The organism is Streptomyces chartreusis (assembly GCF_008704715.1).
GTDB lineage: Bacteria > Actinomycetota > Actinomycetes > Streptomycetales > Streptomycetaceae > Streptomyces > Streptomyces chartreusis.
The window spans coordinates 5,376,455-5,392,009 of record NZ_CP023689.1; the positions used below are offsets into that span (position 1 = coordinate 5,376,455).

Genomic DNA, 15,555 nt, shown 5'->3' on the forward strand with positions numbered 1-15,555 from the left:
AACCGGCGGACCTACGGTCTAACGACGATGCCGATGCGCCAGTGCCTCGTAGGACGCGGCGAGCGCCGGCGCCGCCGTGTCGTACGTCCGCTGGGCCACCCCCACGAACAGGCAGTCCACGACGAGCAGTTGACTGGTCCGGGACGACATCGCGGCGGGCCGCAACTCGCTCTCCCGGGCCGTCGAGGTCGTGAGGATGTGGTCGGCGTACTGGGTCACCGCCCCGTCCGGCCGCCCGGTGATCGCGACGGTCGTCGCCCCGTGCTCGAAGGCGACCCGCAACGGCTCGATGACGTCACCGGTGGACCCGGAGTGCGTGATGGCGATGGCCACGTCACCGGCGCGCAGCTGCACAGCGTTCGTCACGGCGAGATGCGGATCGCTGTGCGCGTGGGCTATCAGGCCTATCCGCAGCAGCTTCTGCGCCAGATCCTGCGCGACGAGCCCCGACGCCCCGACGCCGTACACGTCGATCCGGCGGGCCGTGGCGGCGGCCGACACCGCCGCGCCCAGCTGGACCGTGTCGAGCCCGGCGGCCGTGTCGGCGAGGGTCTGCTGCTCGTCGTAGGCGAGCTTGGCGACGACGTCCGCGATGGGGTCGTCCACCGCGATGTCGGTCGTGATGGCCGGGGCGCGGCCCGACTGCTGCTGGGCGGCGAGTCCGGCCAGGGCGAGGCGCAGGTCACGGTAGCCGGGGTAGCCGAGGAGGCGGGCGGTGCGCACGACCGTGGCCTCGCTGGTGCCGGTGAGTTCGGCGAGGCCGGTGACGGTGAGGGCCGCGCAGCCCGCCGGGTCGTTCGCGACCGCTTCGGCGACGCGCTGCATGGAGCGGGTCATCGACGGGGCGAGCGTGCGGACCTTGGCCGCGAGGGCGGCGGGCGCGGGAGCGCGGTCGAAAGTTTCCTTCACTTCATGAGGCACACTTGAAAGGTATTTTCAGATCCGGGGCGTGGTCAAGAGTGCGCACAATAGGAGCATGGAACCCGTCACTCCGCTGGAACAGGCGCTGCACACCGCCCGCGCCCTCGTGCTCGCCGACCTGGTCGCGGGCGAGGCCGCCGAGGCGGACGTCGTGTCGCTGGTCGAGGAGGCGGTCGTACAGCGGCGCTGGTGGGTGGAGCAGTGGCCGGACGGCGTGGAGTACGTGGCGGGGCTGGTCGCCCAGGACGTACAGGACGCGCTGCTGGACCGGTTCGGGCGCTGGCCGCTCTGCCCGGTGTGCGGTGACGGCGACCCGCACGCGCTGGAGGTCGAGCCGGAACTGGGGCCCGATCCGCACTGGGTGTGCCATCAGGCGGGCGTGAAGGTCGCGGCGGTCGGCTCGCTGGGTCCGGCGGCCGCGGGCGGGACGCCGGCCTCGTGATCTACATCGACCCGCCCACCTGGCCGGGACACGGCCGGATGTGGTCGCACCTCGTCAGCGACCTCTCGTACGACGAACTGCACACGTTCGCCGAGAAGTTGGGCGTGCCGAGGCGGGCGTTCGAGCGGGACCACTACGACATACCCTCGCACCGGTACGCCGACGCGGTGCGCGCCGGCGCGGTGGAGGTCAGCAGCCGTGAGGTGGTGCGGTTGTTGCAGGGGGCGGGGCTGCGGAGGCCGAAGGGGCGGGACTGGGGCTGACGCCTCCTCGCCGCAGGCCCGGCCGGTGTCCAGCGCGGCTCGCCGCAGGCGGGCCCATGCACCGCCGGTCGGGCATGTGAACGAGACGGATCCCATTCCGAGTCGCGCCCATTGGTGCTCCTGGCAGTCCGCTTCTGAGGGGATTCAGACAGGTGAATGATGGCATGTACATAAAAGCCCGACATCTGTACGGGAATGGTTTCCTGTGTGGATAATCGGACGAGGGGTGCCATGGACGCAGTCTTGTCGGCAACAGGCGCCGCAGTCGTCCGAGCGATCAGCCAGGACAACGGGGACCGGCTGAGCCAGGCGGTGGTGGAGCTGTGGCAGAGGTTCAGGCCGCATGAGGCGGCGGGGATCGAGGCGGACCTCATGGAGTTACGACAGGCCGCCGCAGAAGTCGGCTCAAGCCCGGATGCCTCCGGGTGGCGCGCCCTGGAAGGCCTTTGGCGGCTCAGGTTCCGGCAACTGGCGCAGAGCAACTCCGCCGGCACAGCCCAACTGCTCCGCTTCCTCGATCAGCGACTCGCTCCGCTGCTGGCTGCCGCTGAGCGAGAAGCGCCGCACCCTGTGACGCTCGAGGCCCGTGCCTCGGGCCATGCGGTGGTCTTTCAGGCAGGCCGGGATCAGCGTGTCACCTACAGGGATTCCGACTCGTGACGCGGAGTCCTGATTCCGGACGGCCGGCCTCGGTTCGTCTTGACGGTGCGGCCGACGGTCGCGGAATGGTCTTCCAGGCTGGGCGGGACATGTACGTCCGCCTCGATGCCGCGTCCCGGTCCACTGCGGTGGTTCTGCCCGTGGTCCCTCTCCAGGACGCGGTTCAGCCGCTCTTCATCGGGCGCGGCGGTGAACAGCAGCAGTTGGAGAGCCTGTTCAGCTCTTCTTCGGAGTCCACCGCCATCGTGGTGTCGGGACTCGCGGGTGTGGGGAAGACGGCTCTGAGCTGGCACGCGGCAGCCCGCGCGGTCGAACGGGGGCTGTTTCCGGGTGGTGCCGTCATGGTCAATCTGCACGGCTACGAACCAGAGCTGGCGCTGGAGGCGGCGCAGGTCTTCGGCCCGCTGTTGCGTGCGCTGGGCCAGTCACCCGCGGACATCCCCGCACGAGCCGGTGAACAGGCTGCGGCCTACCATCACTTGCTGGCGCAACGTGCCGCGGGCAACGAACCCGTCCTCCTGATCTTGGACAACGCGTCCAAGGCGGGCCAGATCACGGATCTCCTACCCGTTTCGGCGACGCACCGTGTCGTGGTGACCTCACGCGACCTGCTCGCCCCGCGCATACGCGGCGCGCGCAGTGTGCGGCTGACAGCTCTTCCACCAGCGCAGGCGGCCGAGCTGCTGGCTGCATCGGTGATCCGGCACACTGCGGACAAGGTGATGCCGGCGCACCAGGAATCGATCTCCGCTTTGGCCGCTCTGTGCGGAAACCTTCCCCTGGCCCTCGAAATCGTGTCGGCGCTACTGGCCGAGGCCGCCGACCCGGGACAACTGGTCGAAGACCTTGCGGACACCCATACGAGACTGTCTTTTCTGGACGACGGTGAGCGAGCTGTCCGGGCCGCCTTCGACCTGTCGTTTGTCCGCTTGAACGGCGATGAGGCGACCTGCTTCACCTTCCTGTCGCTGAATCCAGGACCGGAGCTGGCGACTGATGCCGCGGCGGTTCTCTTCGACCGCCCACAGCTGCAGACACGACGGGCGCTGTCGGCTCTGCGCCGGGCTCACCTGTTGGAGCCGGGCACGACGTCCGACCGCTGGAGCATGCACGACCTTCTCCGTCTGTACGCAGCTGAAGTGCTCGCTCAACGTGAGACGGCGCAGACCCGTGACGAGGCGTTGGAAAGGATTCTGCGGCACTACAGCGCGCGTGTGCGGACCGAGGAACGGTGCTTCTATCCACCGCAGCAAACAGGCGCCGTTCACGACGAGCGATGGGTGACGCGGCGTCAGCAGGCTATCGACTGGTTCGACATTGAGCTGCCCAACCTCGTCGGAGCGGTCAGCCGTGCGGCCGCCATGGGATTCGCCGACCTGTCGGTCCGGACCGCTGCCCATCTCTTCCACTACTTCGATCACTACCGTCTGTGGCCGGAGTGGGAGGCGACGCACCGGGCAGCTCTCGTCGCCGCGCGCCAGAGCGGTGACGAGGTCGGGCAGGCTCAGCTGCTCTGCAGCCTGGGACTGCTCCTGCGTGAACAGCATCGAACAGAAGAAGCCCGACAGGCACAGAGCGAGAGTCTGGAGCTGGCCCGCCGTACTTGTGACACCGTGCGGGAGGGATGGGCCGCCGTCCACCTCGGAGGTGTCCTGCACGACATGCGCCGCTACGAGGACGCTGCCACCATCCTTGGCGAAGCGGTCAGCGTCTTCGCCGGGTTGGGCGACGCTCATGGCGAAGCCTGGGCCCACCAGAACCTGGGCTCGGTGCATGCCGCCCTGGGACGGACGAACGATGCCATTATCGCGTACGAAGGGAGCATCCGCGTACGGGCGGAGGCGGGCGACTCCTACGGCGCCGTGTTCACCTGGACCCAGCTCGGGGCCGCGTACGCGGCGGCTGGTCAGCTGGAGCAGGCCGGCGACTGCCTGCAGCGCAGCATGGATCTCTGTCGACATCTTGGCTATGACGACGAACTTGCCTTGGCCCAGGGCCTGATGAGCAGTGTATGCACCTTCATGAAGCGTTCTGAAGAGGCGGACGAACACCGCAATGCCTCCTTCGCGTCCATCCGCGCGGTGTCCGATCTGCACAAGAGCGTCATCGCCTTCAGCGAGTTGGCCGCGCAGCAAGCGGCTGTCGGAGACACATCGGGAGCCGGGTTCTCCTATCGGGAGGCGCTTGACCTGCTGGGGGTCGAGGAAGATCCGCAACGGAGCCTCAGTGATCAGGTAGCCGACGAGATACACCGAGCCGAGATTCGTACGACGTCAGCGACGTGAGGAATCCCTTCAGTGTTCCTTCAGGAGGCACAGATGGCAGCTCATCCGGTCCGGTGGACGATCGCCGTAGTGGCAAGCGTGACGGTGTTTTGCTTGTGCCTATGGGGGGCGCATGCTGTACGTCTCGGCTGGATGCCCAGTGACGAGACGGACCGATGGAGCATCGCGGCGACATTCGCCACCGTGAGTGCCACTGTCGTCGCCGCCGCACTTGGCTGGTGGGCCCAGTACAAAGCGCCGTCTCCCGGTGCAGCGCCGCCCCGGATCGCGCAGCGGGCGAAAGTCGTGGGGCAGGGCCACGTGGAACAGGTCGGCGGCAGCCGGAACATGCCCCCGGGCTTGTCTCGCAGCCCGGAACCACCTCATCAGGTCGAGCAACACGCAGAAGCTTCCGGCAGCGGAAGGATCTCCCAGGCCGGAGGCGATCAATACATCGACGCACCTGGTCCAGTGCAGCCCTGACAGAAGCGATCTGGTCCTCCTCCGGGAAGAGGAGGACCAGAGGGCTGCGGCAGGCCGGGCCTCAGGTCTTCTGGCCGACGGGTCCTAGGCGAACTGGCCGGGCTGGTAGGAGCCCGCCGGCTGCTGGACGATGACGTTCATCCGGTTGAAGGCGTTGATCAGCGCGACCAGGGACACCAGCGCGCCGAGCTGCTCCTCGTCGTAGTGCTTGGCGGCGTTCTCCCAGACGTCGTCCGGTACGCCGCCGGCCGCGTCGGCGATACGGGTGCCCGCCTCCGTCAGCTCCAGCGCCGCGCGCTCGGCCTCGGTGAAGACGGTGGCCTCCCGCCAGGCGGCGACGAGATTGAGACGGACGGTGTCCTCGCCGGCGGCCACGGCGTCCTTGAAGTGCATGTCGGTGCAGAAGCCGCAGCCGTTGATCTGGCTGGCGCGCAGGGTCACCATGTTCTGCGTCGCGACGGGCAGCGACGAGTCGTGGATCACCTTGCCCGCGGAGGCGATGTACTTCACGAACTTGCCGACGGTCGGGATCTCAAGGGCGTTCAGACGTGCGCTCATGGTGAACTCCTCAGCCGTTGCTGGTAGCCGTTGTGGGTGGTTACACAGCTATGACGGAGGGGTCCGGCCCGTTGTGACCGGAAGAAATGTGACCTGGGTCACTACCTCTGGCGTCAGGCGCTCCGGCGGACGTAGAGCCTGAGTTCGCGGTCCATGTCCCGTTCCTCGTACGCCGTGCGCTCCTCCTCGACGCTCGCCCGGACATAGCCCGCGCGGGTGGCGACGCCCTGCGAGGGGGCGTTGTCCTCGTGGATGGCCGCGATGAGTCCGTGTGCCTCGTCGCCCGTCAGCGAGTGGTCCGACAGGGCGCGCAGGGCCTCGGTCGCGTAGCCCTGGCCGCGGGCGGCCTCGGTGAGGTCGTAGCCCACCTCGGCATGGCCCTCCTCGTCCGGTACACCGTGGAAGCCGATGCCGCCGATCGCGCGGCCGTCCTCCCGGCGTACGAGAACGAACAGCCCCCACTCGGGCCGGTGCACTCCCTCCCCGTACGCCTTCACGACCATGCCCGCCGCGTCCCGCGTGCCCTGGAACGGGCCGCCGTCGACCCACTCGAAGCCGCCGTCGCCGCCGGTGTGCAGGTCGGTGGCGGCGGCGGGGGTGACGCCCTGGAGGGTGAGGCGGTCGGTGGGGATGACGAGGTTGTTGTTCCAGCGCCACTCGGTGACGGGCGGACGGCCCGGGAGGTCGCCGCGGCCGGTGGCCCACAGCAGGGTGCGCCAGTGGTCCGGGCCGGGGCGGACGTGCGGGAAGATCGTCGTGAGGACGAACTCGGCGAGTTCGGCGGGCGGTTCGTACGTCAGCCCGAGGCCCTCGGCGATGTCGTGCGTGTGCAGCAGCACCTCTGCGATCCCCATCGCGGCGTAACCCTCGCGGTTCGCGCTGCGGAAGGGGTACGGGTGGAAGGCGCGGACCTCGTGGGGCGTGGCGCGGATCGCGGCGGAGAACAGGGCGCCGCCCATCTCGACGACCTGGATCAGGCCCTCGTTGTCCGTGCCCTCGTCGAGGGTGATCTCGAAGGGCACGTACGCGTCCTGGGCGCGGGCCGCCAACTGCCCGGCGTAGCCGACGAGGTCCTCGGCGATGTGGAACGCCGTCCTGTGACAGCTCCACTTCAGCCGCCCGGCCGGTACGGCCTCCCAGTCGCGGTCCGCCGCGGAGCGCAGCAGTGCCACGCAGCTCGCCACGGCCTCGGTCACGCGTTCCCCGCCCATGTGTCGCATGTGCGGCAGGCTACGGGCCCTCATCGGTCAGGGCGACAGCATTTCCAGCTCGCCGGCGAGGTTGTAGCGGGCCGTCGCCTCCCACTCCTTCCTGCCGTGCGGGGTGCGGAACAGGCTCGGCAGGTCGAGGAGTTGGCGCAGGATCGCGGCACGCCCCTCGCGGAAGGCGTCGCTGGGGACGAAGTGGTACTCCTCGCGGACGGCGGCCGTGTAGGCGGCGTACGTGGAGGGCGGCGCGGCGAGGATCGCGAGGTCCGCGTCGCACAGGACCTGGCCGTCGCGGTCGTCCGGCGCGGGGTCGTGGGTGACGGTGAGTCGCACGAGCCGGGCGACCTCGGCGGTGCGGTCCGCTGGGACGCCGGCCTCGGTGAGCGCGCGTTCGGCGAGCCGGGCGGAGCGTTCCTCGTTCTCCGAGCGGTCGGGGAGGTAGACGGCGTCGTGGAACCAGGCGGCGAGCCGTACGACGTCCGGGTCGTCGGCATACCCGGCCAACTCGTCGACGCGGTCGAGAACCGCGGTGAGGTGGGCGAGGGTGTGATACCGGCGCTGGGGTTCCTGCCAGCGGGTCAGAAGGGCGTCGGCGTAGGGGGTGGGGGCGGGGGCGGTGAGGGGGGAGCGGGCCGAGTCGAGGGTGCGGGTGAAGCGGGTGCGGAGGGCGTCCGTGTCGAGGTCGGGCATGGGGTCATTGTGGTGGGTCGGGGGCGGGGAGGGTCGTGTTCGGGTGCGGGTGGGTGGGGGCTGGTCGCGCAGTTCCCCGCGCCCCTGGGGGGTTGCGGGGCCGTCGGTTGTTTGGTTGGCGCTTCGATGGCGGCCGTGCGCGGTTCCCCGCGCCCCTGGGTGGGTCGACTCACGTGGGTCGGGGCGGTGCCGCTCGCGTGCCGGTTCGTGAGCGCCGCAAGGGGCGCGGGGAACTGCGCGACCGGCCACGACGGACCCGCGGACGACCGACGGGCGGTCGCGGCACCGCTGCGGTGCTGTCGGTGGAGCACCTAGCTTGGAGGGCATGACTTCTGCTGACGTGCACGACGTACGGGATCCCGGGCTGCCGGGGCGGCTGCTGGTCGTCGAGCGGGATGCGCTGGTGCCGCTGTTGCGGGGGAGGCCGGCGGCGGATTTCGCGCTGCCGACGGTCGCGTGTCCGGGGTGGTCGGTGCGGGATGTGCTGGCGCACTGCTCGGCCGCGTTGATGCGGGTGGTCGAGGGGCGGTTCGAGGAGGGGGTGTTCTCGCCCGAGTGCAACGACCGGGACATCGCCGAGCGGGCCGAGTGGAATGACGCGCGGGTCGTGGACGAGCTGGAGCGGGGGATGACCGAGGCGGGGCCGGTGATCGCCGGGGCGGGCGGGGCGCTGGACGGTGTCGCGCTCGGGGAGTGGGTGCATGCCGGGGATGTGCGGGAGGTGCTGGGGGCGCCGGGGGCGTATGCGGGGGACGGGCTGCCGGACGCGCTGCGGCTGCTCACGTGGCTGACCCGGGAGCGGCGGCTCGTTCCGGTCCATGCGGACGTCGACGACGTCGATGAGCCGTTGCGGCTGGGCGACCCGACGGCGCCGCGGCCTCCGGCCCGGTACATCGGGGATGCGGCGACGCTGGTGCGGCTGTATGCGGGGCGGGCCGTGGAGGGGGCGGGGTTCGAGCTGGTGGGGGTCGAGGCGAAGGAGTTGAACATCTTCGGGTGAGTGAGGAGAGGTTCGGGGGGTGCTGGTCGTTGCGGGCTGCGGGTGGGTGGGGGCTGGTCGCGCAGTTCCCCGCGCCCCTGGGGGGTTGCGGAGCCGTTGGTTGATGGCTCGGCCGTTCCCGGCGTCCATGGGGGGGGTGCGGAGCCGTCGGTTGATCGGTTGGCCCGGCAATGGTGGCCGCGCGCGGTTCCCCGCGCACCTGGGGTGATTATTCGAGGCGTAGGGTGGGATTGGACTAGACCTGTTTGGGCTAGACCTTTAGCGTCGTCCAATGCCGAGGAATGGGGTCCCATGAGCAAGCGTGCAGTCCTGGAGGTGATCGCCCTCGGCGTCGAGGACGCGGTCGCCGCCCAGGCCGGAGGTGCGGATCGGCTCGAACTGGTCACCGACATGGCGGCCGACGGGCTGACCCCGCCGGTGGAGACGTTCGCCGGCATCCGTGCCGCCGTCGACATCGACCTGCGCGTGATGCTGCGGCTGGCGGACGGTTTCGCGGTCGGGGACGTCGAGCGGGTGGTGCGGACGGCACGCGCGATGCGGGACGCCGGCGCCGACGAGTTCGTGCTCGGGTTCCTCGACGCCGACGGCGGGGTCGATCTGGAGGCCGTCGAACGGGTCGTGGGCGTGCTCGGCGGCTGCCGGTGGACCTTCCACCGTGCGATCGACCGCGCCGCCGACCGGGACGCCCTGCGCAAGCAGCTGGACGGGATGCCGGGACTGGACACCTACCTGACGGCCGGCTCGGCCGAGGGCGTGGACGACGGTCTGCCCACTCTCCTCGCCGAGGCGGTCAGGGGCGGCGAGCCCGGGTACGAGCAGCGGATCCTGGTCGGCGGCGGCCTGCGCCTCGACCACGTCCCGACCCTTCTGGACGCCGGCATCGACGCCTTCCACATCGGCGGCGCGGCCCGCCCGGAGGGCTGGACCGGGCCGGTGTCGGCGACGGCGGTGGCGGAGTGGCGAGCGGTGCTGGACGGGGGCGCGTAGCCGATCGCGGTGGAAACCGGTCGCTCGATCCGACGCCCTCGGCTTGGGTGCCGTGCCCCCGGCGCGTCAGGAGCCGTGCAGGGTGCGGTGCGGTGAGTGGCCGTAGCACTCGCGGTAGAGGGCGGCGAAGCGGCCCGGGTGGTGGAAGCCCCAGCGGGCCGCGATCTCGGTGACCGTGACGCCCTCGCCCGGGTCGGCGGCGAGCAGGGCCTCATGGGCGTGCGAGAGCCGCACCGTGCGCAGATGGGCGAGCGGCGTGGTGTCGAGGTGCCGGCGGAAGGCGTACTGCAGCGCCCGGACGGTCACATGGGCCGCCTCGGCGATCTCGGCGACGGTGACGGGCCGGTCCGCGTGGTCGTCGATGTGAGTCAGCGCCCGGCGCAGCGCTGCCGGGTGGGCGTCCTGACGGTCGGAGCCGGTCGGCTCGGTCAGCGCCGAGTTCGGGAAGGTGGCCAGGAGCTCGCGGCGAGGTGCTGGGCGGCGGTGGAGGCGACCAGCGGCTGGTCGGCGACGGCGGGCACGGCCAGCACGTGATCGCGCAGATGGACGATGGTCTGCCGCAGCCGGTCCGCCGCCTCCCGTGAATGCGGCCGGTGGCCGGTCAGCCGGACCGCACCGCCCCCGGTCGCCCCTGCGGCGACCTGGCTCAGCAGGGCCGGGTCCAGCATGGTGATGTTGTAGCGGGCACCGCAGACCCGTCCCTCGTACGGCAGCTCGGGAGGCGCGAAGTACACCACGTCACCGGGTCCGAAGGAGTCCCGTACACCGTGGACCGTGTGGTCCTCGATGGTGCCCTCGTGCATGAGGCACAGACAGATCCGGCCCAGGGGGGTGACCGAGTAGCTCATGTCGAAGTCCAGATCGAGCTCGTCGACACTGACCGACTCGATGGCATTGCGTTCGATGCGGGCCCGGCCGGCCCCGGTGCTGCCGTTGCCGATGCGCATCCTGGCGTAGGCGCGGCTGAGGAACTCCTCGGTGCGCCCCATGTCGTCACTGTCGAATGTGAGCGTCTGCACGCGCTGCCCATTCACTCGCCACGGATCGTCCTTCCCTCGCAGGCGACGTCGGTCCGATTTCTCGTACCCGCGTTCCGGCCCCGGACGCCCGCCCCGGTCCTTTCGTTTTCCGGACGGCCGGCCGTGATGTCGTTCGCTGCGCGGCTGGTGGCAGCCGTACCTGACGACGGAGGGTGGAAAGGATCGGTGCCGTCGCCCACGGGCCACCGCTCGGCGGGCACGGGAAGGCGGAGCGGACGTACATGACGGACAACAAGGACCTGCTCGACAAGATCGCGGCACTTCAGCGGGAAGTCGAACAGCTGCGCCACGCCCTGGTCTCGCACGCCGTCGTCGACCAGGCCATCGGCGTACTCCGCGCGGTGCACGGCCTGGACGGCCAGGAGAGTTGGGACGTGCTCCAGCGGGTCTCCCAGAACACCAACGTCAAGCTGCGGGAGGTCGCCGAGGACGTCCTGCGGTGGGCCGCCTCCGGGCGGCTGCCGGACGGGATCGACCCGGCCCTGCGCGAGGCGGTGACCGCCGTGGGCCCCACCCTGCGCAGGCCCGTGCTCGCCCCGGGACACCGAGGTCCGCGGGGAACCGCGCGACCGGCCCCCAGCGGCGCCGAACAATGGGCCGACGGGGCTGCAACCCCCTAGGGGCGCGGGGAACTGCGCGACCAGCCCCCACGCACCCGCACCTCACCACTCTCCGGCACCACCCCAGACCCCCCGGCCGTCACCCCAACTGCACCGGCAACCCCGCCCCATGCACCACGACCAGCCCCGACACCGCCCTCGTCAGCGCGACATACAACCGTCGCAGCCCCGTCCGCTCGTCCGGCTCCCCGTCCACCACCGCCTGGGGCTCGTCCAGGAGGACGTAGTCGTACTCCAGGCCCTTCGCCAGCGACGCGGGGACCAGGGTCAGGCGGGTCTGCCGGGTCGTCTCCTCGCCGGGGGCGAGGTACGTGAGGCCCGCCTCGGCCAGGGCCTCGGACAGCGCCGGAATCCGGGCGTCCGCGGCGATCAGGCCGATCGACCCCTCCTGGCGCAGCAACTCCCCGCAGGCGGAGACCACTTCGGCCGTCCCCGAGACCTCCCGGACCTCGAAGAACCCGGGGTTCTCACGGATCGACGCCACCGGCGCCAGCCCCGGCGCGATGTGCGGGAGGAGACGCGAGGCGTACGCGATCACGTCCGTCGGGACACGGAACCCGGCCGTCAGCTCCTCGATGACCCCCTCCGACTTGCCGAGGTGGGCCAGCGCCTCGTCCCAACTGCGCGTCGCCCACGGTGTCGTGCCCTGCGCCAGATCGCCGAGGATCGTCGCCGAACCGGTCGTGCAGCGACGCCCCACCGCCCGGTACTGCATGGGGGAGAGGTCCTGCGCCTCGTCGAGGACGACATGGCCGAGCGAGGCCGTGCGGGACACGAGGTCGTTCACCTCGTCGATCAGCACCGCGTCCGCCGCCGACCACTTCGCGGACTTCACCGACCGCACCGGCTTCGCCCACAGGATCGTCTTCTGCTCCTCCTCGGAGAGGATCTCCGCGGCGTGCCCGGCCAGGAAGTCCGCGTCCGTCAGCAGCCGCAGCACCAGCTTCGCCGGGTCCACCGGCGGCCAGATCGCCTTCACGGCCGCCTTCACCGCGCTGTTGCGGGCCACCGCGTCCTGCACCCGGTCGTCCGGCGCCTCACCGGACCGCTCCATCTGCACCAGCACGGCGTGCGCGATGCGCTGCGGAAGCGCCTCGCGGGCGGCGCCGTACCGGATGCCCCGGTCCAGCAACTCCCTCACGGTCTCTTCAAGTTCGTACGCCGGGACCCGCCACCGCCGCGATCCCCGTACGACGACAACCGGCTCCGTCGGCACGGTCACGTGCGAATAGACCGCGCGCCGCAGCACCTCCGCCATCCGCGCGTCCCCCTTGACCACCGCGGCCGTCGCGTCGTCCGCGCCGCGCACCTCGACATGGGCGACCAGGTCGTCGACCGTGGCCTGGCGGACCGACAACTCGCCCAGCGCCGGGAGCACCTGCTCGATGTAGTGCAGGAAGGACTTGTTCGGCCCGATGACGAGGGTGCCGGTGCGGGCGAGCCGCTCGCGGTGGGCGTAGAGGAGATAGGCGACCCTGTGCAGGCCGACCGCCGTCTTCCCGGTGCCCGGGCCGCCCTGCACGCACACGGTCCCGCCGAGCCCGGACCGTACGATCTCGTCCTGCTCCGGCTGGATCGTCGCCACGATGTCGCGCATCGGGCCGACGCGCGGGCGCTCGATCTCCTGCTGGAGCAGCTTGCTGGTGCGGGCCGCCTCGGCGGGGTCGGAGAGGTGCTCGTCCTCGTACGCTGTGAGATCGCCGCCGGTGTACCCGAAGCGGCGGCGCAGCCCGATGTCCAACGGGTCCTTCTTGGAGGCCCGGTAGAACGGCTGTGACACCGGCGCACGCCAGTCGATGACCATCGGGTCGCCCTCGGCGTCGTGCACATGCCGGCGCCCGATGTAGAAGCGCTCGCCCTCGGCCCCCTCCGCCTGCTCGGCGCCGGGTGCGTGCAGGTAGTCGAGGCGGCCGAAGAACAGCGGGGTGTCGCTGAGGTCGGCGAGTGCCTTGATGCGGTCGTCGATCTGGCGGGCGAGGACCTCGGCGTTGACCCAGTTCGCGGTGACGTCGCTGATGTCGAGGGACTCGACGTCCTCCCGCATGGCGCGCAGGGCGGCGCGGGAGCCGGCGAGGTGGGAGCGCTCTCGGGACAGCGGATCCAGGGGGTCGTCGACGGGCGTGGACAAGGGGGTGCCTCCGGAGGACCTGCGTGATGGGTGAGAGAGCCGGCCGGTTTCCGTCCGGTCGGCAGCACTCCGTGAACGGAGGCGGGCAAGAGCGGAGATTTTAGGTGAGTGCGCGAGTCGGACGCCAATGAGTTTTCGGCCCCTCCGGACCCTGTACCCATGCTCCGACCCCTAGGGGACGCGGCCCTCCTCCTTGGGGGTACGCGGTCCGTCCCGAGACGTACGCGGACGGTGCGCGGCTTCGGTCCGCAGGCCGATGCGGCCTTTATGTCCGCGAACGCATCATGGAAGACATGAGCGCAGCAACCATTCACCCAGCCCCCGCGGGCGCCCGCGGAGCGACCGCGCTCCAGGGGAGCCACCGTCATCGCTTCGGCGAAGCCCTGCGCGCCGTCAGGGTGTTCGCGGGCGCGGCCTTCGACGTGATCGTCCTCGGCGAGTACGGAGAGGAAGCGGGCGTCCGCCATAAGTGACCGTCCGCGTCAAGTGACCGTCCGGCGGGCGCCCGTCCCGGCCCGCTATCCCTCCGCGAGGATCTCGTCGGCGTCCACGATCCGGTACGCATAGCCCTGTTCCGCCAGGAAGCGCTGGCGATGGGCGGCGAAGTCCTGGTCGATCGTGTCGCGGGCGACCACCGAGTAGAAGTGCGCCTTGTGGCCGTCGGCCTTGGGACGCAGGACCCGGCCGAGGCGCTGTGCCTCCTCCTGGCGCGAGCCGAAGGTGCCCGAGACCTGGATCGCGACCGTGGCCTCCGGCAGGTCGATCGAGAAGTTCGCGACCTTGGACACCACCAGGACGCTGATCTCGCCCTCCCGGAAGGCGCCGAAGAGCTTCTCGCGCTGCGCGTTGGAGGTCTCGCCCTTGATCACGGGGGCGTTCAGATGCTCCCCCAGCTCGTCGAGCTGGTCGATGTACTGGCCGATGACCAGGATCTGCTGTCCCGCGAACCGCCGGACGAGGGCCTCGGTGACCTTCCGCTTGGTGTCCGTCGTCGCGCAGAAGCGGTACTTCTCCTCCTGCTCGGCGGTGGCGTACGCCAGCCGCTCGGACTCGGTGAGATTGACGCGCACCTCGACGCAGTCGGCGGGCGCGATGTACCCCTGCGCCTCGATCTCCTTCCACGGCGCGTCGAACCGCTTCGGGCCGATCAGCGAGAACACGTCCGACTCGCGCCCGTCCTCCCGGACCAGGGTCGCGGTCAGGCCGAGCCGGCGGCGGGCCTGGAGATCGGCGGTGAACTTGAAGACGGGCGCCGGGAGCAGGTGCACCTCGTCGTAGAGGATGAGGCCCCAGTCGCGGGAGTCGAAGAGCTCCAGGTGCGGATAGACACCCTTCCGCTTCGTCGTCAGCACCTGGTACGTGGCGATGGTGACGGGCCGGATCTCCTTGCGCGTCCCGCTGTACTCGCCGATCTCCTCCTCGGTGAGCGACGTCCGCTTCATCAGCTCGTGCTTCCACTGCCGGGCCGAGACGGTGTTCGTGACGAGGATGAGCGTGGTCGACTTCGCCTGCGCCATGGACCCGGCGCCGACGAGGGTCTTGCCCGCGCCGCAGGGCAGGACGACCACGCCGCTGCCGCCGTGCCAGAAGTTCTCCACGGCCTGCTTCTGGTAGGGCCGCAGCGCCCAGCCGTCCTCGTTCAGCTCGATCGGGTGCGCCTCGCCGTCGACGTAACCGGCGAGGTCCTCGGCGGGCCAGCCCAGCTTCAGCAGCGTCTGCTTGATCTGCCCGCGCTCGGAGGGGTGCACGGCCACGGTGTCCGGGTCGATGCGCGGCCCGACGAGCGGTGCGATCCGCTTCGAGCGCAGCACCTCCTCCAGCACCGGCCGGTCGGTGGAGGTCAGGACGAGGCCGTGCGTGGGGTGCTTGGAGAGCGTGAGGCGGCCGTAGCGGTCCATCGTGTCGGCGATGTCGACCAGCAGCGCGTGCGGCACGGGGTAGCGGCTGTACGTCACCAGCGCGTCCACGACCTGCTCGGCGTCGTGCCCGGCCGCGCGCGCGTTCCACAGCCCGAGCGGGGTGACCCGGTAGGTGTGGATGTGCTCGGGAGCCCGCTCCAGCTCCGCGAACGCCGCGATCGCCCGACGGCACGCGTCGGCCTGCTCGTGGTCGACCTCCAGGAGCAGGGTCTTGTCCGACTGGACGATCAATGGTCCGTTCACGTGGGTCCGTCCTTCCGCTCACCACTCGACCAAACGTCCAGTGTGCCTGATCGTTCCCCAAGCCCCGCAGGAGTCCTGCGGAGTCCTACAGGATGTCTTTTCATTCCTGTGAGTGGTGTGGTTTCACCT

The 15,555-nt window shown here is 70.6% G+C and carries 14 protein-coding genes and 1 pseudogene; 8 read left to right on the forward strand and 7 right to left on the reverse strand.

The features are described from left to right. Positions 1-18: 18 nt before the first annotated feature. A complete protein-coding gene (locus CP983_RS23615) occupies positions 19-921 on the reverse strand; it encodes a MurR/RpiR family transcriptional regulator (protein WP_107906064.1) in 903 nt (300 codons plus the stop codon). A 55-nt stretch (positions 922-976) separates the two neighbouring features. On the opposite strand from CP983_RS23615, the gene CP983_RS23620 reads away from it, so the two are divergent. From CP983_RS23620 to CP983_RS23635, 4 genes are all read left to right on the forward strand, one after another. Beyond that, on the forward strand, positions 977-1,363 hold the full coding sequence (locus tag CP983_RS23620) for a hypothetical protein (RefSeq protein WP_107906063.1): 387 nt from the start codon (positions 977-979) through the stop codon (positions 1,361-1,363). Beyond that, positions 1,360-1,626 carry a DUF4031 domain-containing protein gene (locus CP983_RS23625; RefSeq protein ID WP_268256227.1) on the forward strand — a complete coding sequence of 89 codons (267 nt, stop codon included), beginning with the start codon at positions 1,360-1,362 and terminating at the stop codon, positions 1,624-1,626. The genes CP983_RS23620 and CP983_RS23625 overlap by 4 nt, the downstream gene beginning before the upstream one ends. A 231-nt stretch (positions 1,627-1,857) precedes the next feature. Then, positions 1,858-2,286 carry a hypothetical protein gene (locus CP983_RS23630; RefSeq protein WP_150501615.1) on the forward strand — a complete coding sequence of 143 codons (429 nt, stop codon included), beginning with the start codon at positions 1,858-1,860 and terminating at the stop codon, positions 2,284-2,286. A 65-nt stretch (positions 2,287-2,351) separates the two neighbouring features. After that, entirely contained in the window at positions 2,352-4,571 is a 2,220-nt protein-coding gene (locus CP983_RS23635) for a tetratricopeptide repeat protein (RefSeq protein WP_150501617.1), read from the forward strand. A 546-nt stretch (positions 4,572-5,117) separates the two neighbouring features. Here CP983_RS23635 and CP983_RS23640 read toward each other — a convergent pair. The 3 genes from CP983_RS23640 to CP983_RS23650 form a co-directional block, all read right to left on the reverse strand. Then, positions 5,118-5,591, reverse strand: coding sequence for a carboxymuconolactone decarboxylase family protein (locus tag CP983_RS23640; RefSeq protein WP_107906062.1), 474 nt, complete (start codon positions 5,589-5,591; stop codon positions 5,118-5,120). A gap of 113 nt (positions 5,592-5,704) precedes the next feature. Then, positions 5,705-6,811 carry a GNAT family N-acetyltransferase gene (locus CP983_RS23645; RefSeq protein ID WP_189748790.1) on the reverse strand — a complete coding sequence of 369 codons (1,107 nt, stop codon included), beginning with the start codon at positions 6,809-6,811 and terminating at the stop codon, positions 5,705-5,707. A 27-nt stretch (positions 6,812-6,838) separates the two neighbouring features. Continuing rightward, entirely contained in the window at positions 6,839-7,489 is a 651-nt protein-coding gene (locus CP983_RS23650; RefSeq protein WP_150501619.1) for an HD domain-containing protein, read from the reverse strand. Between the two features lie 325 nt (positions 7,490-7,814). On the opposite strand from CP983_RS23650, the gene CP983_RS23655 reads away from it, so the two are divergent. Together CP983_RS23655 and CP983_RS23660 are read left to right on the forward strand one after the other, a co-directional pair. Continuing rightward, entirely contained in the window at positions 7,815-8,489 is a 675-nt protein-coding gene (locus tag CP983_RS23655) for a maleylpyruvate isomerase family mycothiol-dependent enzyme (RefSeq protein ID WP_150501621.1), read from the forward strand. Positions 8,490-8,780: 291 nt separating this feature from the next. Further along, positions 8,781-9,476: a copper homeostasis protein CutC gene (locus CP983_RS23660; RefSeq protein WP_150501623.1), complete on the forward strand. Its 696-nt coding sequence runs from the start codon at positions 8,781-8,783 to the stop codon at positions 9,474-9,476. Between the two features lie 66 nt (positions 9,477-9,542). Here CP983_RS23660 and CP983_RS45315 read toward each other — a convergent pair. Next, positions 9,543-10,495: pseudogene (locus CP983_RS45315) on the reverse strand (helix-turn-helix transcriptional regulator). Positions 10,496-10,737: 242 nt separating this feature from the next. Here CP983_RS45315 and CP983_RS23670 point away from each other — a divergent pair. Beyond that, the gene (locus CP983_RS23670; protein WP_150501625.1) at positions 10,738-11,136 is read left to right on the forward strand and encodes an ANTAR domain-containing protein; all 399 of its coding nucleotides are present in this window, start codon (positions 10,738-10,740) and stop codon (positions 11,134-11,136) included. Positions 11,137-11,215: 79 nt separating this feature from the next. On the opposite strand, the gene CP983_RS23675 is transcribed toward CP983_RS23670, so the two are convergent. Then, a complete protein-coding gene (locus tag CP983_RS23675) occupies positions 11,216-13,264 on the reverse strand; it encodes a HelD family protein (RefSeq protein WP_150501627.1) in 2,049 nt (682 codons plus the stop codon). A gap of 293 nt (positions 13,265-13,557) precedes the next feature. On the opposite strand from CP983_RS23675, the gene CP983_RS23680 reads away from it, so the two are divergent. Then, positions 13,558-13,737 (forward strand): hypothetical protein, encoded by a 180-nt coding sequence (locus tag CP983_RS23680; RefSeq protein WP_107906281.1) that lies wholly within the window; start codon positions 13,558-13,560, stop codon positions 13,735-13,737. Between the two features lie 45 nt (positions 13,738-13,782). On the opposite strand, the gene CP983_RS23685 is transcribed toward CP983_RS23680, so the two are convergent. Then, complete coding sequence (locus CP983_RS23685) at positions 13,783-15,426, reverse strand: DNA repair helicase XPB (protein ID WP_107906057.1); 1,644 nt, start codon at positions 15,424-15,426, stop codon at positions 13,783-13,785. Positions 15,427-15,555 lie beyond the last annotated feature (129 nt).